This is a genomic window from Parabacteroides johnsonii DSM 18315, assembly GCF_025151045.1.
Taxonomy (GTDB): domain Bacteria; phylum Bacteroidota; class Bacteroidia; order Bacteroidales; family Tannerellaceae; genus Parabacteroides; species Parabacteroides johnsonii.
Genome location: NZ_CP102285.1, coordinates 4,730,244 through 4,749,455 on the forward strand (window position 1 = coordinate 4,730,244; position 19,212 = coordinate 4,749,455).

Below are 19,212 nucleotides of genomic sequence, written 5' to 3' on the forward strand. Positions count from 1 at the left end.
AGAATCGGAGAGACATAATAAATCCTTTTGAAATTAATTCGGAAATGAATTTTGGCGTCTTTTACAATGCGTACTACCAACGTTTTGTAAGGTATGCTTTTTATTATGTAAATGATTTGCAGGCGGCCGAGGATTTGACGCATGATGCTTTGTTGTACTATTGGGAGAATAAACACAAGTTGCCTGCCGATGCGGACGTCTTGGGATATATATTAGAGTCCGTCAAGAATAAATGCCTGAATTATCTGAAGCATATCCAGGTGGAAGTCGAATACAGCAAGAGACGTACAGAGTTGCATGACTGGGAAATCACAACGCGTATCCAGACATTGGAAAACGAAAGCTACAGCACGATCTTTTCTAAAGATATAATGAGAATCGTCATGGAATCTTTATCCGAATTACCGGAACAGACTCGTCATATATTTGTTTTGAATCGTCTGGATTATAAATCAAGGAAAGAAATAGCGACAACCTTAGGTGTTTCCCAACAAAAAGTAGATTATCATATCAATAAGGCCAATGATCATCTCCGCTTGAAACTGAAAGACTATATTCCCCTGATACTGTTATTCTTGAATTAGGCATATCTGAACTTCTCTGTTTTCGACATTGTCGAGAATATATACGGCGTTGTCGTGTATATTCTCGGCATTGTCGTATATATACACGACAACGTCGAAAACAAACTACACTTGCATCAGCTTTGAAATACAACGTATTGCCTAGTGGAACTTGCGTCATTGTTTTGAAAAATAGTTGCCGGTAAGCAAAAAAAGTTCTGTTACGGTTGGGATTTTTCTTTGATGAGTTGCTCTATTTATAGAAACAGGAAAAGAGAAACGATGCAAATAGATCAACATATACTTATTCGTTACTTTCTGAAGCAGGCTTCGGAAGAAGAAAAGGAGGTAATACGGCAGTGGATTGAAAGCAGCGAAGACAACCGCCGGCGTTTTATCCGGGAGCGGATTCGTTTTGATGCTTCCATTTTGGTAGACGAAGCTGCGGTTGAGTCTTCCACTAAAATTGCTTCCGGCAAGCGTTACCGGCTACATCCTGCATTGAATTGGTCTTTAAAAGTGGCCGCTTCGATTTTGATTTTATTGGGAAGTTTTTATCTGTATGATAATTACCGGATGGCTCGATTGTCACAGACTCTACAGTGTGTATATGTCCCGGCTGGCAACCGTACTAATATCCAGCTTCCGGATGGTACGAGTGTCTGGCTGAATGCCAACACGTCTCTCCGTTATCCGATGGCTTTTGCAGAAAATAGCCGGGAGATAATGTTGGACGGCGAAGCTTATTTTGAAGTGGCGAAAGATAAAAAGCCTTTTATTGTCAAAACGAGCAAATATGACGTGGAGGTGCTGGGGACAACTTTTAATGTCGAGGCTTACAAAGACAAGCCGAATTTCCGGACGATGCTCTATGAAGGTAAAGTCAAGCTCTATAATACGAAGAGTCCGAAAGCAGTCTACCTTTCTCCGGGACAGACAGCGGAATTGATGGGTGAATCGTTGCGAGTCGTCCCAACAACGGCTCCTAACAGCTATCGTTGGAAAGACGGCCTGATCTATATCGAAGACAAGTCTTTTAATGCGATCATGGAACTGTTTGAAAAGTTCTATGATGTGCGGATCATAGTCAACAACAAAGCAGTGAAAGATTTAGGCTATCGTGGGAAGCTCCGGATATCCGATGGAGTGGATCATGCTTTGCGCGTCTTGCAAAATGACTTCCCTTTCAAATACAAGCGGGATGAAGAGAGAAACATCATATATATTAACTGATAAAATCGATTTGCCTATGAGGAAGGACACATGAGAAACACGTAAAAAAGAACCGGCAGTTGCGCCAACAACCACCGGCTCTCCAGTACATTTTTAATATACTTATTAATTTAAAATCAATCACAAAGGTATGAAAAAACTTTTTTTATCCGAGTCTTTGCCTAAAAAAGATTCGGGAAGAAAACAAATATGTAGAGTTATGAAGTTAACAGCGAGTTTTCTACTATTATGTTCATGTTTCGCTTTTGCCGGTCATGCAAATTCTCAAAATGCGAAAGTTAGTTTGAATAAGACTAAAGTCCAGTTACAGGAAATCCTGAATGAGATAGAAGAACAGACGGATTATCTGTTTATTTCAAACCGAGATGTAAATTTGAAACAGAAAGTATCTGTCAGTGCTAAAGATGAATCCGTCCAAGAAGTCTTATCTGAGGTGTTGAAAAATACAGGGTTGACTTTTAAAGTGGAAGGAGTGAATATTATTTTGTCTTCAAGTACAGGTTTTAATATTATTCAGCAAGATAAAAAAACGATTTCAGGTAGGGTCGTTGACCGAAATGGGGAACCAGTGATTGGTGTAAATGTGGTAGAAAAAGGGACAACCAATGGGACAATCACTGGTATGGATGGAAAGTTTACTTTAAATGTATCTCCAAATGCTACTTTAATGCTTTCTTATATAGGTTATAAAGCGCAAGAAATTGCTGTTAATAATCGCACTCAATACAATGTGGTTTTAGATGAAGATACAGAGGCCTTGGATGAAGTAGTCGTGGTAGGATATGGAACGATGAAGAAAAGTAGTTTGACTGGTTCGGTTACAAAAGTTGAAACAGAGAAATTAGAAGGTTTTCCTTCTGTCAATGTTGTAGATGCTCTACAAGGTCGGGCTGCTGGTGTTTATATAAACCCTTCTCGCCAACCGGGTGAAGATCCTACTATTCGGATTCGTGGAACACGTTCTTTCAATGCTTCTAATTCACCTTTATTGATTGTTGATGGTATGCCAGGCTCTTGGGAAAATGTCAGTTCTGAGGATATTGAATCAATGGAGATATTGAAGGATGCTGCTGCTACAGCTGTTTATGGCTCAAGAGCTGCCAATGGAGTTATCCTAATCACAACGAAGTCTGCTAAAAAAGGGGGAAAATTATCAATTGAATTGAACTCCTATGTGGGGATGAACAAGTATGATTTTATAGATATGCAGTCACCGGAGAAATATAATGCGATGATCCGTGATGTGATGCGGTATCAATCTCATGGGTTAGACAAAGAGGCTTGGGAAAATTCAGATATTGACTTGAGACGTGGATTGGAAATGTTTAATGGTTTATGGGCTGATAATTATTACAATAAAGGAATTACGTTTAATTGGCAAGATGCTTTGTTTAATAGTCATAGTGTGACTACTGGACATAATATTAGTATCGGGCAGGCAACAGATAAAATTTCTTATAAACTATCGTATAGTTTTCAAGATGATAATTCTTATTATAAGACGATGAATTATAAACGTCATATCTTGAATAATAATGTCAAAATTAATTTGGCCAAATGGATGGATTTGGGTTTAATTACTCGTTTAAGTTTACGGGATATGGGAGGCTGGCCCGGTAGTATGTGGGAAAATTATAGACGTATGAGTCCGTTTGAAACACCTTATATTGATGAAGATCCCAGCAAAGGCTTAAAAGACGTAGTCGGAAAAGAAAAGTATGTAAATGCATTGTTGAATTATCAGGATGGAAATTTTGTGAATGATCGTATCAATAAGCGTGCTGATATTATCTTGACAGCCAATATTCGTCCTTTTTCATGGCTGACTTTTACAACCAATTTGAAATTGGATTATAAAGAGTCAAGCAATGGAAAATATTATGATTCGAAGACAAGCGAGCAAAATTTGGGATACAATTTTGCTTCTTTCAATAAGGGATCAGATTCGGGTTATACATGGAATGGAATTTTGAATTTTGATAAATCATTTGGTTCACATCATTTGATGGCAACAGCTGTATTGGAAGCACAACAAAGTAAAGGTGAAAGTGTAGAAGCGTCTTCACAAGATATTCCGGCTAAATATATGGATTATCATTTTTTGTCATCTGGAATAGTCAACCAAAAAGTATCTTCTAATTATTGGAAATCTAATTTGTTGTCTTATATGTTCCGTTTGCAATATGAATATAAAGATCGGTATTTGTTTAATGTGGCCGTTCGTACTGATGGTTCTTCAAAATTAGCAGATGGAAATAAATGGCGGAGCTTTCCTTCGGCTGCTGTTGCTTGGAGAGTATCAGAAGAAGGTTTTTTGAAAGATTCGAAAGTTGTATCTAATCTGAAATTGAGATTGAGCTATGGTGAAATCGGTAATCAAGCGATTGACTCTTATCAAACAATGACTCGTTTGAAGTCTAAAACTTATTCTTGGGCTGGTAACGGCTTTTATACTTGGCAACCTGATGGGTTAGCCAACAAGGGTTTGGGATGGGAAGTTTCAAAAACTTGGAATGCAGGAGTCGATTTTGGGTTATTTGATAATTTGTTGGGAGGTACGGTGGAATTTTATCATACGCGTAATGAAGATTTGCTGTTGACACGTACGTTACCCGAAACGACAGGCTTTGGATCATTGTGGCAAAATATAGGTACTACTCAAAATCATGGTGTTGAAGCTACCATTAACGTTTATCCGGTCCGTGGAAAAGATCTGAATTGGAGCCTTACGGCAACGGCTACACGTAATTGGAATAAGATTGTTGAATTACTTGATGGTAAGGATGATAGAGGAGCAAGCCGGTTTGTTGGTCAACCAATCAGTGTTTTTTTTAATTATGAAAAAATAGGAATTTGGCAGTTGGATGAACTTGAAGAGGCAAAGAAATACAAACAAGAACCGGGACAAATAAAAATCAGGGATGTGGATGAAGATGGAAAGATTACTGATAACGATAAGGTTATAATTGGTCAGAAGGAGCCGAAAGTGATCGCTTCTATTCAAAATAGCTTGGTTTATAAAGATTGGGATTTTTCATTTAATTTGGTTGGGCAGTTTGGACATATTATTGAAGCAGGTAATTATATAGCTGAATGGAATGCGGATAAGATGATTATCAATAATGTTGATTGGTGGACCCCATTGAATCCGACCAATGAATGGCCTCGTGTACAAACAGCTCAGTCGCAAGATTATACTTCTACTTTATCTAAGTTTAAAGGTGATTTTATTAAATTACAAGACATATCTATAGGGTATAACTTTAAACATCTGTTAGCTCCAGTTTGTAAGGTAGAGAAACTTCGTTTGTATGTTCAAGCCCGAAATTTGTTCTATTTATATCGAGCATGTCCGGGAGATATTAATCCGGAACAGCCGAATTCGGTTTATACGTTACCAACGTCTTTGGTTGTGGGTCTTAATTTCGCATTTTAATAACATTAATATGATTGTCATTATGAAAAAGAAATATATAATCTTATCAGCTTTATCTATGTTCTCGCTATTCTCTTGTCAAGATTTTTTGCAAGAAGAGTCTAAGTCGCAAATGACGCTTGATTATTATTATACAGATAAAGGACTAAATGAAGGAGTCGCAGCTGTATATAGTTCTTGTCGAGAGATGTTTAGAGGTGATATGTTTGAAATTAATTATTTTTCAGATCTGTCGGAAGTTGCAGCTTCCCAGAATAACTCTTATGATCATGTAGGAAAGGTTTCTGCTGGTTTTCTAAATAACTTGTTCTGTAATATGCATCAAGGGATTATGATAGCCAATCGTATGGAAAGGATAATTGGTGATAATCCGGAGACTCGAACTAAAGAAATTTATTTGGCAGAGTTAAGGGGGCTTAGAGCTATGTTTTACCAAATTCAAGCTGAATTATGGGGAAAATATGGTCATTATCAAGAAACTGTTTATGATCAATTTGAAGAAAGTATGCTTTATCTCAATCAAAAGCCACTCTCTTTTTATTATGAACAGATTTTGAAAGATATTGACTATGCAATAGAAAAACTTCCTACACAGTCTGAGATAAAAGAGTTTGGACGTCTTTCTCAAGGTGCAGCAAAGGCACTGAAAGCGCGTTTCTTGTTAGCAATTGCGGGGTATTCAAATCCAGAATATGCGGGGCAGGAGGAGCATAATATGTGTACTCAGTTAGGATTTGCATCTGAAAATGATTTGTATACTCAAGTTCGTGCTTTAGCAAGAAGTGTTATTAATGACTATAGTTATGCGTTGCTCCCATCTTATGGAGATAATTTCGATGAAAGTAAACAGATTAATAAAGAGGTGATTTGGTCAGTACAGTGGACGACTGATAAAACGTTTAACACGGATGAAGCCGGATATCACAGATTTGGGATTGGCCGTACGTGCGAAACGTTAGATTTGAAAGAAAAATCAACTAACAATTTTACTGCGACAATGCGTTCTTTAGCCGTAACTCGTTTAGATGAATCGGGGTCGAAGTTTACGTTTTCGATGCCTTGCCATTCGATGTATTACGGGAGAGAGTATCGGCATATTATGCCTTCGTTTGCGTGGATTAATATGTTTGACAATAAAGATAAGCGTAAGGCGGAAACTTTTGAAACGCTCTATTTGCGAATAGATGATGATAAAGCAGCACCTTCGGATATGACTGACACAGTCGCATATATGCCATTTCGGGCAATTACGTTGGAAGAAGATGAGTGGCATCGTAAATGGGTTGAGTCGGGTGATCCTCATGCTTATTATTTAGATGGGATGAATGAAGTGTATGATATGGATGATCCCAACGATACCCGACATTACGGTGGGCCATTGTTGCACCGGTCTCGTTATTATTCTCTTAAAAAATTCTATGACCGGTCAAGGACTGAGAAAGGTAAACAAGATGAAGGAACGGCTAATGGAACGGTTATTCGATTGGCAGAGATGTTTTTGATTGATGCTGAATGTGCTTTTCGTCTGAAAGAAGGTGAGCAAGTTGTTTATAATGCTTTGAAACCTCTTTGGGAAAGGGCGTTTGACAATCTTGAAGATGCAAATGTTTATAAGCCGAAAAATGGAATGGATATCCATTTTATTGTAGACGAGTATAGCCGTGAATTGGGAATGGAGTTTAATACATTCTTTATATTGAAGAGAACACGTACATTATTGGAACGTATCGGTCGGTTGCCTATTAGTAAAGAGGAGGAAAATAGTGGTATTTTGCGGTATGCCGATTATGTCAAAGAATATGGGGAGTATTTGTACATTAAACCTTTCCCAGAGTCTCAAGCGACTCGGTTTAAGGTGATGTCTCGTGAATTACTTCCTCCGGGATATGATTATGGAAGTTTGTTTTAAAGGAGCCAAAGATGAAAAATGTGTGTATAAAAATTCAATTGATTTTATTCTCGTTTTTTATTCTTTTGATGGGATGTTCTTTGAGTAAGCCTCAACCGGATATTTTGATTCAAGAAAACAAGCAGGAAAAAAAGATTGATGTGGTGGTAGATGGGAATTTGTTTACTTCTTACCGGTATTCAACTGATTTTGAAAAGCCATTTCTATTTCCTATTTATTCGCCTAATGGATCTGTTGTGACAAGAGGATATCCGCTTGAACCTCGTAAAGGAGAGAGAGTGGATCATCCTCATCATACAGGACTATGGTTTAACCATGGGAATGTGAATGGGCTTGACTTTTGGAATAACTCTTCAGCAATTAAAGATAAGGAAAAATATGGACATATTGTTGTGACTAAAATTTTGGATGTGAAAGATGGCAAAAGTGGTTTGATTAAAGTCCTTTCTGAGTGGAGGGATGAACAGGAAAATGTGTTGCTGGAAGAGACTACTGAGTATATTATTCATGCAACTGATGATAGTCGTACGATTGATCATATATCTACATTGAAAGCAATTCAAAATGTGACTTTTACAGATAATAAAGAGGGCATGATTGCTATTCGGGTAGATCGTTCTTTTGAAGAGCCGGCAGAGGGAAGCATGATTTTTACAGATGAACATGGTAATCCGACAGAGGTCAAGACACAGGCGGACAATACCGGAGTGAATGGTGTTTATTACAGTAGTAATGGTTTTACCGGTGGAAAAGTATGGTCTACATGTAACGATTGGGTTCTGTTGACTGGTGAAAAAGATGGATCAATCATTACATTTGGTTTTTTTGATCACCCGGATAATGTTGGATATCCTTTTCATTCGCATGCTCGTGGGTATGGATTATTTGCTTGTAACAATTTGGGATCTTATTCTTATAATAAGCAAGATGATGAAATTGTTCATCATTTGATAAAGGGAGAAACATTGGTGTTGAAACATCGTTTTTACATTGAAGCGGGAAAGGATAAGATTTCGAAAGAACAGGCTGATGCTATAGGAGTTGATTTTTCTAAATCATATTAATGAGGAATTGAGATTGATTGTTTTTTTTAGAGAAAAGAAATGATGTCGATATTTTGTTATGAATATTTGAATTTTAAGAGTTTGGGACTGCTCCTGTTATTGTTTTTGGGGATTCCTTTTTGTCCATATTCTGCATATAGTCAAGAGACAAGGAGTGAATCTTGGCAACTACAAGGTGGAATAGGAGTTTGTTCATCCGTAGAAAAATCCGAATTGCTACTTGAAGCAAAAAGTGCTTTTTTGGAAGTTAATATCCAAAGTTTTTTTAATCCAAAAGAAAGTGATGCTGAATTTGCCTCTAAGTTGGAACGGGTCAGAAAATCTTCATTACCAGTTTATGCCGGAAATTGTTTCTTTCCGGGAAAAATGAAATTGGTAGGTGATCATATTGATATTTCAGCAGTATTGTCTTATGCCGAGATTGCAATGAAGCGTGCTCAAATGACTGGAACGAAAATATTTGTTTTGGGAAGTGGAGGAGCTCGAAATATCCCGGAGGGTTTTGATCGTAATAAAGCGTGTAAACAATTTATTAGGCTTTGTAAGCGAATTGCTGGAATAGGAGAAAAATATGGTGTTGTAGTCGTTTTGGAACCGCTGAGAAAGGAAGAAACGAATTTTGTAAATACCATAGCAGAAGGGATGAAAATTGTCAAGGCAGTCAATCATCCTAACTTTAAAATTTTAGCTGATTTTTATCATATGGCCTGTGAAAAAGAAAGTCCAGAAGTGATTATTGATGCTGCTGCTGAGTTATGTCATTGCCATATAACTGAAGTGGAGTCTCGGTCGGCACCGGGTATAAGAGGTGATGATTTTACTCCTTATTTTAGGGCATTAAAACAGATTGGTTATGAAGGTGCAATAGCATTGGAATGTAACTGGAAAGACTTTGATAAGGAGGTTAAGTGTGGAATAGCGGAAGCCGGTAGGCAAGTTGCTTCTATTCCTGATTTTTGATTAACTTTTAAATTGTGAAGACATGAAAACAAGTTCAAGAAGAGATTTTTTTAAAAAAGCGACGTTAGGTGTAGTTACTGCAACAGTTATGCCAGCAGTAGTTGAGGCTGAAGTGATTTCTGCTCCTGAAATATTGTCAGAGTCTGTTAAGGGGGCAAACGATCGTATTCGTATTGCTGTACTTGGCGTTAATGGACGAGGACAAACTCATGTTGACGAGATCATGAAGATATCCAAGGAGTATAATGTGGAATTGGCTGCTTTATGTGATCCAGATATGGATATTTTGCAAAAGAGGACGGAAAAGGTTAAAAGCAAATATGGAAAAAATATCCGTATAGAACAGGATTTTCGGAAAATTTATGATGATAAGGAAATTGACGCAGTAGCTTTGGCTACGCCTAATCATTGGCATGCACTTCAAACGATTTGGGCTTGCCAGGCTGGAAAAGATGTATATGTGGAGAAGCCTGCTACACATAATATTTATGAAGGTCGGAAAATGATTGAAGCAGCCTATAAATATAATCGGATTGTGCAACATGGAGTTCAATTAAGAAGTTCGGTGGCAATTCGAGAAGCTATAGAACATTTGAAAAATGGATTGATTGGCCGTGTCTATATGTCTCGTGGATTGGTTTATCGATGGAGGCCGAACATAGGAAATAAGGGTATTTCTCAAAAACCGACAGGATTGGATTATGACCTTTGGTGTGGCCCGGCTCCAATGGTCCCATTTACTAAAAATTTGGTCCACTATAATTGGCATTGGCATTGGAACTATGGAAATGGGGATGTCGGGAACCAGGGAATTCATCAGACTGATTTATGTATGTGGGGGTTAGGAGTCGATTATTTACCTGAAAGAATAACATCTATGGGAGGTAAGTTCTTATGGGATGATTGCAAGGAAGTGCCAGAAATACAAACATCGATCTATCACTATCCAAAAGAAAAGAAAATCATTCAGTTTGAAGTGCGTAATTGGTGTACAAATCTGGAAGATGGAGCAGGTGTGGGCAATATATTTTATGGTGATAAAGGATATATGGTTATCAAAGGATACGATACATATGAAACATATTTAGGAGAAAAACGGGAAAAAGGTCCCAGCCGTTCTGAAGGTGGAGAATTGACTCGGCATTTTCAGAATTGGGTAGATGCAATGAGGGCACGTGATATGAGCATCCAAAATGGTCCAGTTCAAACAGGGCATTTGTCTTCAGCTTTGGCTCATTTAGGTAATATCTCATTCCGTTTGGGTAAACAATTGCAGTTTGATCCTGTTGCAGAACGATTTATCGGTGATGGTGAAAATGAAGCAAATGCAATGTTGAGTAGAGACTATAGAGCTCCTTATGTGCTTCCAGAAATTGTATAATTTGTTTTGGGTATGAATTATTTATGTTAATTATGTAATAAATTGAAGTTATGATAAAGAATCAGATGTCACGACGGAACTTTTTGGCAACGACAGGAGCTATAGCGGGAACAGCGTTATTTAATCCGTTATCAGATATGAAAGTTGCTGCAATGGAAACAAGAACCCAGATTGGGAAAAAACTGCGTGTTGCTCTTGTTGGAACGGGAAGCCGAGGAACCTCTATGTGGGGGCGAGATATTCAAAAAAACTATTCTGACTATCTTGAATTTGTTGGGCTTTGTGATAAAAACGAGGGGCGTGTAGAAACGGGCAAGCGTATCATTGGTGCTTCTTGCCCTACTTATACCGATTTCGAAAAAATGATGAGGGATACAAAACCAGATGTTTTGATTGTCACGACAATGGATAGCACTCATCATGAGTTCATCATTCGGGGTATGGAAATGGGAGCTGATATTATAACAGAGAAACCGATGACAACGGATGAAAAGAAAATACAAATGATATTGGATGCTGAAAAGCGAACTGGCAAAACATGCCGAGTTACTTTCAACTATCGTTATTCTCCGCATCGGGCGAAAATATGGGAATTACTTCGTGCAGGTGAAATAGGAAAAATTACTTCCGTTGATTTTCATTGGTATTTGGATACTTCTCATGGAGCTGATTATTTCCGTCGGTGGCATCGTTTGGTGGAATGTAGTGGATCGTTATGGGTACATAAGGCCAGCCATCATTTTGACTTGTTGAATTGGTGGATTGATAGTGATCCGGAAAGCGTGTACGCTCTTGGTTCTTTGGATCATTATGGGAAAAATGAAGAAATGAGGGCTGAAAATTGCCGTACATGTCCTTATACCGAGAAATGTAAATTTTATTATGACATAACTCGTAATAAGAATTATATGGACTTGTATGTGGCAAATGAGGAATATGATGGCTACTTGCGTGATGGATGTGTGTTTAAGAATGATGTCAATATCTTTGATAAAATGGCGGCCACGATCAAATATAAGAATGGTGTACAAGTTGCATATTCTTTGACTACTTATTCTCCTTATGAGGGCTATAGGATAGCGTTTAACGGAACTAAGGGACGATTGGATGCTTGGATACAAGAATCTCGACGAACGTCGGATGCTAACTATGACGAAATCGTCTTGTTTAGAAATTTCAATAAGCGCGAGTATATTCAAATTCCTTTTGGAAATTCAGGGCATGGAGGCGGAGATGCTTTATTGAAAGATCAGATTTTTTTGCCTAATGTAGCCGACCCATTCCAACAATGCGCTAATGTGCGTGATGGGGCGTTAGCTTGTTTGGTCGGAATTGCTGCTCGTAATAGTATCGCAACGAATCAACCGGTTAGAATCGCGGATCTGACATCAATTGTACCGATGGAAAAGAAGCAATACAAAAGAATTCTTTGACAGGAAAGCAATTAGAGCTTATATAAATTCAACTTTCTGAATTTGCTTACTAAGGAGTTGGCTTTTAGTCAGCTCCTTATTTTGTAGATATATCATTTGATGAACTTGTGATTATTACTTTTTTTTGCTGTGAAAGAATTTAAATTGAAGATATTATTTATAAAATGGTTTAAAATAGTAGGATGTATTGTTTTTGGGGGTGAAATAAATCCTATTTTTGACAAGATAAATCTTATATGTAAACAATAATTTAATACTTATGGTAAACCGACGAGCTTTTATAAAAAGATGTTTTGCATTGTATGGTAGTTTGCTGTTGATGCCAGCTTGTAAAAAAGAGATGGGGAGGCAGCAATATCGTTGTTTTTCTATTGATGAAAGTGAATGTTTGGGAGCTATTTGTGAGCAGTTTATTCCAACTGATGAATATTTGGGGGCGAAAGAGGCAGGGGTTGTTAACTTTATAGATAAGCTACTCTATCAGCGCTTTCCAGAGTTGGAGCCGGATTATAAAAAAGGGATTCAAGCTTTGGAAAAATACAGTATGGATGTATTTCAAAAAACTTTTGCGAATTTATCTTGGGAACAGCAATATACCGTATTGCAACAGATGGAACGGAAAGAACTACCTGAAACCTATTGGGAAGAGATACCACAAAAAAAATTTTTTGATATGGTTTTGCGTAATACGATGCAAGGGTATTATGGTTCTCCTCGGCATGGGGGTAATAGAGATTATGTGAGTTTTCGTATGATGAGATTGGATTATCCATTATTAGTAGGGCAAAACAGATATGAGTAAAACGCAGAAAAGAGCTATTGTGATCGGCGCCGGTGCCGGTGGAGGTGTTGTTGCAAAGGAATTGGCCGTAAATGGTATACATGTGACTATTTTTGAACGGGGAGGTTGGCCTGTTTATGATGAACATATAAATGATGAATTGATTTCGCAGCGCGTTCAAGATTTAGGTTCGGCTTTTGGACCGGATTGGAAGAAAAATCCACGGGTTGTGATAGGCAATGATGGGAGAAAGAAGATCGTAACACCTCAGACTGGAGGATATAACCATGTGGCTGCCTGTGTTGGTTCGGGAACAGTCTCTTATGGTGCAATGGCTTGGCGTTTTATGCCGGAAGATTTTCGTATGAAATCTGAGTATGGAGAAGTTACTGGTTCGACTTTGACTGACTGGCCGATTACTTATGAAGAATTGGCTCCTTATTATAGTAAGGCGGAGCGTGAAGTTGGGGTATCAGGAGATATGTCGGATAATCCGTTTGCGCCGAATCGCTACGAACCTTATCCGATGCCAGCTTTTGAACAGAATAAGGATGGCAGGTTGATTGCGGAAACCTGTAAGCGGATGGGACTTCATCCATTTCCTATTCCTATGCTTCGTAACTCTGTTGCTTATAATGGGCGGGCTGCTTGTATCCGAAACAGGACTTGTTGCGGATATGCATGTCCGGTAGATGCCAAAAATGGAACTCATAATACAGTTATCCCGGTAGCGATGCAGACTGGAAATTGTGATGTGAAAACAAATTGTTTTGTTTTTAAAATACATACGGATGAAAAGCATCGTGCTGTGGCAGTTTCCTATTTTGATGAAAATAATAAAGAATGCCGGATGGAAGCGGATATAATTGTTGTTGCGGCTTCGGCAACCGAAACAGCACGACTTTTGCTTAATTCCAAATCGAACCGGTTCCCAAACGGGATCGGAAATGATAATGATTGGGTGGGGCGTAACTTGCAAGGACATGCCTACTGTGGAGCGAAAGGATTGTTTGATTATGACGTTCTTGATTTAAAAGGGCCAGGGGCTACGGTGGCTATTATGGATTATAATCATCATAATGAAGGTATTGTCGGAGGTGGTCTTCTGTGTAATGAATTTTATCAGATGCCTTATGCTTTTTCGGGAGACAGGCCTTCCGGATATCCTCGTTGGGGCTTGGAACATAAGAAGTATCAGCGGGAAAATTATTATAGGGTTGCCCGTATGCATGGGCCAATTCAAGAAATTCCGAATTTTGATATGCGTGTAACGGTTGATGATACGGTGAAAGACTTTTGGGGGATTCCTGTGGTTGCCATATCCGGGGCACGTCATCCGATCGATCAGAAGCATGTAGAGTTTCTTTCTGCCAAGGCGGAGGAGATATTGAAGGAAGCAGGGGCGAAGTTGGTTTGGAAACAAGGGAGTGGACATGGGCAGACCGGTGGACAGCATCAGGCAGGTACTTGCCGTATGGGGAATGATCCGGCCACTTCTGTAGTTGATAAATATTGCAGGGTTCATGATCTGGATAATTTGTATATAGCGGATGGTAGCGTGCTGGTGAATAACGGAGGCTTTAATCCGGTGCTGACCATTATGGCATTAGCGTTTCGGACAGGTGAACATATAGTTAAACAATGGACGGAAGGAGGTCAAGCATGAAAACACGTTATTGGATAGGGCTGGTTGTGGCAGGAGGAATTATAGCGGGGCTTGCCGGTTATAAAGTGTATGTTTCTTTGGATCCGGATCTGACTTGTGCTCAGTGTCATGAAGTGACGTACGCTTGTCAGTTATGGAAAAGTTCCGCTCATTCGGATGTCCGTTGTGTGGACTGTCATGGAACGGCTTTGAGTGGCGGCATAAAAGGGCTTGCAGAAAAGACGGGTATGATATATAGTCATTTTACTAAAAAACAGACGAATGAAGATGTCAGTCTGAATGAAGAGCAGGTGTTGGCTGTTGCTGACCGTTGTGCTGTTTGTCATCAGGCAGAACAGGCTGCTTGGGAATCAGGGGCACATTCGACTACCTATAAGGATATTTTTATGGATGTCGAGCATAACCGGATGGAGAAGCCTTACTGGGATTGCTTTCGTTGTCATGGTATGCATTATGACGGGACGATTCATGATTTGATGTCCTTGGAAGGAAAGGCTGAAGATTGGCATTTGAAAAATGCTTCGCAGGCAGATCGTCCGGCTATGACTTGTCTGGCTTGCCATCAGGTACATGCCGAACAACCTCAGAATAAACCATATGTCGCAAAGAATGAGAAAGAGCGTGCTGTCTCTTTGACAGATACGAGGTCTCCTGCTACTGCTTTGTATATGCGTTCGGAAAAACGGCATTTGCCATCTGATAAATTATATCGGACTACGATGTTCGATAAAGACTCTGTCGTGAAAGTTTCGGATGATCCGAATGCGTGGCTCTGTATGCAATGCCATGCTCCAAATAATCGCCGTGAAGTCGGTTCCGAAGACGATAAGACGCCGACCGGACTGTATGAAGGAATGAGTTGTCTGGATTGCCATAACCCTCATTCGAACCAGTTAAAGAACAATTATCGCAATGTCCATCAGAAAAAATGAAACCTTGATAAGTTCTAAATGCTTGTTATAAGCAGATATAGATTAAAAAGATAGGGATTTATTTGCAGAATAAAAAAAAGTCCCTACCTTTGCACCGCAAAAAATATTTAGTAATAACAATACAAAACAGCGTTTTATGAACAATTACGAAACCGTTTTCATTTTGACTCCCGTTTTGTCTGACGCTCAGATGAAGGAAGCGGTAGAAAAATTCACGAACATCCTGAAAGAACAGGGTGCTGAAATCGTGAACGAAGAAAATTGGGGTTTGCGCAAATTAGCTTATCCTATCGACAAAAAAACAACAGGCTTCTACCAGTTGGTTGAATTCAAAGCAAATCCGGAAACTATCGCTACACTGGAAGTTAACTTCCGTCGTGACGAACGTGTGATTCGCTTCCTGACTTTCCGCCAGGACAAATATGCAGCAGAATATGCAGCAAAGAGAAGAAGTTTGAAATCATCTAAAGAAACAGTAAAGGAGAATTAATCATGGCAGTAACTCAATCAGAAATCAGATATTTGACTCCGCCTTCAGTAGACGTTAAAAAGAAAAAATATTGCCGTTTCAAAAAGAACGGTATCAAGTATATCGATTACAAAGATCCTGAATTCTTGAAGAAATTCCTGAACGAACAGGGTAAGATTCTTCCGCGTCGTATCACTGGTACTTCTTTGAAATTCCAGCGTCGTATCGCTCAGGCTGTTAAAAGAGCTCGTCATTTGGCGTTGCTTCCTTACGTAACCGATTTAATGAAATAATAAAAAAGAGGAGACAGAATATGCAAGTTATTTTGAAAGAAGACGTAATCAACTTAGGTTACAAGGACGATATCGTAACAGTTAAAGACGGTTACGGACGTAACTTTCTAATCCCCACGGGTAAAGCAGTTATCGCATCTGAGTCTGCAAAGAAAGTATTAGCTGAAAACTTGAAGCAACGCGCTCATAAGTTGGCTAAGATCAAAGAAGATGCTCAGGCTTTGGCTGCTAAGTTGGAAGGCGTTGCCCTGACAATCGGTGCTAAGACAAGCTCAACAGGTACAATCTTCGGTTCTGTAACGAACATCCAGGTTGCTGATGCATTGGCAAAAGCCGGTTTCGAAGTAGATCGTAAGATTATCTATATCAAGGAATCTGTTAAGGAAGTCGGTAATTACAAAGCTATCTTGAAACTTCACAAAGAAGTATCGGTAGAAATTCCTTTTGAAGTAGTTTCTGAGTAATCCTACTGGATATATAAATAAAAAGGGCGATTCTTTGTGAATTGCCCTTTTTTTATTTTAGATCAGCCCAGTTTAACTCATCAAAAAACATTACATTTGTCCCGAATTTGCAAGAAATTTTTAAAGTGGCAAAAAGAACTTTTCTATATATCAATTTAGTAGTAGCCCTGTTTTTTGTTTTACCTGTGTTGCAGGCAAAAGAAAAGACGTTTACAGTGGTGATCGATGCCGGGCATGGGGGAAAAGACCCTGGTGCACGTGGTTCGTCCATCAATGAAAAGGCTATTAATCTGGCGGTAGCCCTCAAACTCGGTAGCCTGATATCAGAAAAGCACAATGATGTGAAAGTCATTTATACGCGCAAAACGGATGTCTTCATCGAATTGGATGAGCGGGCGAATATCGCCAACCGGAATAAGGCGGACTTGTTTATTTCCATTCATACAAATGCGGTGAAGAGGGGCAGTGCGGTATCGGGAACGGAAACTTATACATTAGGTCTGGCACGTACGGACGAGAATCTGGAAGTGGCCATGCGCGAAAACTCAGCGATCCTTTTGGAAGATAATTATCTGCAGAAGTATGAAGGTTTTGATCCGACTTCTTCCGAATCGTATATTATTTTCGAATTTATGCAGAATAAGCATATGGAACAGAGCATTAGCCTGGCTTCGGAGGTGCAGAAATGTTTTACTTCCGCCAAGCGTAATAACAGAGGAGTGCGACAGGCAGGCTTCCTTGTGTTGCGTAAGACGAGCATGCCGAGTATTCTTGTGGAATTAGGATATATTTCGAATCCGGCGGAAGAACGCTTCATGAAAACAAAGGAGGGGCAAAACAAGCTGGCAACTGCCATTTATAATGCTTTTACAAAATATAAGTGGGAATATGACCGCAAGCGCGGTGCGTTAGCAGGAAGTGCAAATGCTGCTCCTATATTGGAAGTTGAAGAGAATGTTGCAGATAATCAAACGATTCCCGCTCCTCCCGGAAGTGAAGAATATATTCGCCAAAAGAAGAATGTTGAGGGATCCAGCCAGAGCCGCGTCTCCAAGCAGGTAGCCTCCGCGAAGCAAGCGGGCCAGGTTAAAAAGGGGCAAACGATTTATAAAATACAAATACTTACCTCGGATAAAAAACTTTCTCCCGGTTCTAAATTGTTTAAAGGATATAAGAATGTCGATTGCTTTATTGAGAAAGGTATTTACAAGTATACATATGGCGAGACGACAAGTTTCGATACTATCCGCAAGTTGCGCCGGCAAGTTGCGAAAGATTTTAAAGATGCTTTTATAGTCGCCTTTAAGGATGGGAAGAAAGTGAAATATTGATAGTAACAGAATTTATATTATATACAGAGAAGAAATGAAAAATGTATTCACCAAAGAGGCAAAGATCGGACTTGTGTCTATAGTCAGTCTGGCATTGCTATATTTAGGAATTAATTACTTGAAAGGGATCAATCTGTTTAAACCGACAAACCATTATGTAGTGGCTTGTACGAATGTAAAGGGAGTGACGGTTTCGAGTCCTGTATTTGTAGAAGGCTTTAAAGTCGGTTTGGTGCGTGAGATTGTTTATGATTATGATGCCGTCGATAAGATTTCGATTGATATCAGCCTGGAAGACCATATGAAAATTAATAAAGGTAGCTATATTACGATCGTGAACAGTTTTCTTGGTGGCGGTGAATTGCATATTCATCTGAACAAGTATGTGGATGACTATCTGAAACCCGGTGCGGTAATCGAGGGGCGGATGGAATCGGACATGATGCAATCCGTACAGGAAAAGATTCTCCCGCAGGTGGAACTGCTTTTGCCGAAGATCGATTCGATTCTGGGTGGCTTGCAAACATTGGTAAATCATCCGGCATTGGCTCAGTCTTTGAATAATATAGAGACAACGACCAATAGCCTGGCTGTTTCTTCTCGTCAGCTCAATCAAATGCTGAGCAAGGATGTGCCGGGTATTATGAGCGATCTGAAGGTCATCACCGGAAACTTTGCCGATGTCAGCACAGATTTGAAGAAGCTGGATCTGGCAACGACCGTGAATGCGGTGAATGCAACGTTGGATAACGTGGAACAGATGACACGTAAGCTGAACTCTAAGGATAATAGTATGGGGCTTCTGTTGAATGACCGTGCTCTTTACGATAACCTGAACAGTACGGCAGACAATGCCTCCAAGCTTTTACTTGATTTGAGGCAGAACCCCAAAAGATATGTGCATTTTTCTGTATTTTAAGATAGCATAAGATTTGTTGTACAAACTGTTTATTTAGAATTATTCCAATTAAACGAAAAAATATAAAATACAGAAGCTTGACTTCTCTAAGGCCTTTAGATTGAGAAATATAACTGGATCAAAAGGTCTTTTTTGAAGTGGGTTGCCTGAGAAGGCAAGGGGCTAAAGAATGCTCTTAAACAAAGGTTTTCTGTGATTCTAATGTTTTAAAATGAAGATATTCAGATTGTTGGAATTAACTGCCTGACAATAAATAGGATATTGAACAATCAAAAGTTCCAAACAAAATGATACTTTTTTTTTCGGAATTAATTTCTAAACTTTGTAGTCGTAAAATAAAAATTGAAGTTGTAAGTAGAGTTGGGAGAGTAAAAAATC

At 39.1% G+C, this 19,212-nt stretch carries 16 protein-coding genes; all 16 read left to right on the forward strand.

Annotated elements, in window-relative coordinates; all coding sequences use genetic code 11:
- The first annotated feature begins 44 nt into the window (after positions 1-44).
- The 16 genes from NQ564_RS19210 to NQ564_RS19285 all read left to right on the forward strand — a co-directional run bounded on the left by NQ564_RS19210 (position 45) and on the right by NQ564_RS19285 (position 18,834).
- Positions 45-584: an RNA polymerase sigma-70 factor gene (locus NQ564_RS19210; RefSeq protein WP_227963195.1), complete on the forward strand. Its 540-nt coding sequence runs from the start codon at positions 45-47 to the stop codon at positions 582-584.
- Between the two features lie 261 nt (positions 585-845).
- Positions 846-1,796, forward strand: coding sequence for a FecR family protein (locus tag NQ564_RS19215; protein ID WP_165352368.1), 951 nt, complete (start codon positions 846-848; stop codon positions 1,794-1,796).
- 130 nt (positions 1,797-1,926) lie between these two features.
- A complete protein-coding gene (locus NQ564_RS19220) occupies positions 1,927-5,232 on the forward strand; it encodes a TonB-dependent receptor (RefSeq protein ID WP_087375396.1) in 3,306 nt (1,101 codons plus the stop codon).
- A 22-nt stretch (positions 5,233-5,254) separates the two neighbouring features.
- Positions 5,255-7,141, forward strand: a complete 1,887-nt coding sequence (locus NQ564_RS19225; protein ID WP_162612749.1) for a RagB/SusD family nutrient uptake outer membrane protein — start codon at positions 5,255-5,257, stop codon at positions 7,139-7,141.
- Positions 7,142-7,152: 11 nt separating this feature from the next.
- A complete protein-coding gene (locus NQ564_RS19230; protein WP_008152426.1) occupies positions 7,153-8,205 on the forward strand; it encodes a DUF6807 domain-containing protein in 1,053 nt (350 codons plus the stop codon).
- A gap of 39 nt (positions 8,206-8,244) precedes the next feature.
- Positions 8,245-9,165, forward strand: a complete 921-nt coding sequence (locus NQ564_RS19235) for a sugar phosphate isomerase/epimerase family protein (protein WP_008152424.1) — start codon at positions 8,245-8,247, stop codon at positions 9,163-9,165.
- Positions 9,166-9,187: 22 nt separating this feature from the next.
- Entirely contained in the window at positions 9,188-10,546 is a 1,359-nt protein-coding gene (locus tag NQ564_RS19240; protein WP_008152422.1) for a Gfo/Idh/MocA family protein, read from the forward strand.
- A 50-nt stretch (positions 10,547-10,596) separates the two neighbouring features.
- Positions 10,597-11,979 (forward strand): Gfo/Idh/MocA family protein, encoded by a 1,383-nt coding sequence (locus NQ564_RS19245; protein WP_008152420.1) that lies wholly within the window; start codon positions 10,597-10,599, stop codon positions 11,977-11,979.
- Between the two features lie 259 nt (positions 11,980-12,238).
- A complete protein-coding gene (locus NQ564_RS19250) occupies positions 12,239-12,781 on the forward strand; it encodes a gluconate 2-dehydrogenase subunit 3 family protein (protein WP_081450244.1) in 543 nt (180 codons plus the stop codon).
- The gene (locus NQ564_RS19255; protein WP_008152416.1) at positions 12,774-14,426 is read left to right on the forward strand and encodes a GMC family oxidoreductase; all 1,653 of its coding nucleotides are present in this window, start codon (positions 12,774-12,776) and stop codon (positions 14,424-14,426) included. The genes NQ564_RS19250 and NQ564_RS19255 overlap by 8 nt, the downstream gene beginning before the upstream one ends.
- Positions 14,423-15,358, forward strand: a complete 936-nt coding sequence (locus tag NQ564_RS19260) for a multiheme c-type cytochrome (RefSeq protein WP_165352369.1) — start codon at positions 14,423-14,425, stop codon at positions 15,356-15,358. The genes NQ564_RS19255 and NQ564_RS19260 overlap by 4 nt, the downstream gene beginning before the upstream one ends.
- 136 nt (positions 15,359-15,494) lie before the next feature.
- Positions 15,495-15,848 (forward strand): 30S ribosomal protein S6, encoded by a 354-nt coding sequence (gene rpsF / locus NQ564_RS19265; protein ID WP_008152411.1) that lies wholly within the window; start codon positions 15,495-15,497, stop codon positions 15,846-15,848.
- A gap of 2 nt (positions 15,849-15,850) precedes the next feature.
- Positions 15,851-16,120 (forward strand): 30S ribosomal protein S18, encoded by a 270-nt coding sequence (rpsR, locus tag NQ564_RS19270; protein ID WP_008152409.1) that lies wholly within the window; start codon positions 15,851-15,853, stop codon positions 16,118-16,120.
- Positions 16,121-16,140: 20 nt separating this feature from the next.
- Positions 16,141-16,584 (forward strand): 50S ribosomal protein L9, encoded by a 444-nt coding sequence (rplI, locus tag NQ564_RS19275; RefSeq protein WP_008152407.1) that lies wholly within the window; start codon positions 16,141-16,143, stop codon positions 16,582-16,584.
- 125 nt (positions 16,585-16,709) lie between these two features.
- Complete coding sequence (locus tag NQ564_RS19280; protein WP_039848427.1) at positions 16,710-17,915, forward strand: N-acetylmuramoyl-L-alanine amidase family protein; 1,206 nt, start codon at positions 16,710-16,712, stop codon at positions 17,913-17,915.
- A 34-nt stretch (positions 17,916-17,949) separates the two neighbouring features.
- Positions 17,950-18,834 (forward strand): MlaD family protein, encoded by an 885-nt coding sequence (locus tag NQ564_RS19285; protein WP_008152403.1) that lies wholly within the window; start codon positions 17,950-17,952, stop codon positions 18,832-18,834.
- Positions 18,835-19,212 lie beyond the last annotated feature (378 nt).

Coding starts and splice junctions, on each gene's coding strand:
- NQ564_RS19210 (WP_227963195.1), top strand. CDS start 45: ATGAATTTTGGCGTCTTTTACAATGCGTACTACCAACGTTTTGTAAGG.
- NQ564_RS19215 (WP_165352368.1), top strand. CDS start 846: ATGCAAATAGATCAACATATACTTATTCGTTACTTTCTGAAGCAGGCT.
- NQ564_RS19220 (WP_087375396.1), top strand. CDS start 1,927: ATGAAAAAACTTTTTTTATCCGAGTCTTTGCCTAAAAAAGATTCGGGA.
- NQ564_RS19225 (WP_162612749.1), top strand. CDS start 5,255: ATGAAAAAGAAATATATAATCTTATCAGCTTTATCTATGTTCTCGCTA.
- NQ564_RS19230 (WP_008152426.1), top strand. CDS start 7,153: ATGAAAAATGTGTGTATAAAAATTCAATTGATTTTATTCTCGTTTTTT.
- NQ564_RS19235 (WP_008152424.1), top strand. CDS start 8,245: ATGATGTCGATATTTTGTTATGAATATTTGAATTTTAAGAGTTTGGGA.
- NQ564_RS19240 (WP_008152422.1), top strand. CDS start 9,188: ATGAAAACAAGTTCAAGAAGAGATTTTTTTAAAAAAGCGACGTTAGGT.
- NQ564_RS19245 (WP_008152420.1), top strand. CDS start 10,597: ATGATAAAGAATCAGATGTCACGACGGAACTTTTTGGCAACGACAGGA.
- NQ564_RS19250 (WP_081450244.1), top strand. CDS start 12,239: ATGGTAAACCGACGAGCTTTTATAAAAAGATGTTTTGCATTGTATGGT.
- NQ564_RS19255 (WP_008152416.1), top strand. CDS start 12,774: ATGAGTAAAACGCAGAAAAGAGCTATTGTGATCGGCGCCGGTGCCGGT.
- NQ564_RS19260 (WP_165352369.1), top strand. CDS start 14,423: ATGAAAACACGTTATTGGATAGGGCTGGTTGTGGCAGGAGGAATTATA.
- rpsF (WP_008152411.1), top strand. CDS start 15,495: ATGAACAATTACGAAACCGTTTTCATTTTGACTCCCGTTTTGTCTGAC.
- rpsR (WP_008152409.1), top strand. CDS start 15,851: ATGGCAGTAACTCAATCAGAAATCAGATATTTGACTCCGCCTTCAGTA.
- rplI (WP_008152407.1), top strand. CDS start 16,141: ATGCAAGTTATTTTGAAAGAAGACGTAATCAACTTAGGTTACAAGGAC.
- NQ564_RS19285 (WP_008152403.1), top strand. CDS start 17,950: ATGAAAAATGTATTCACCAAAGAGGCAAAGATCGGACTTGTGTCTATA.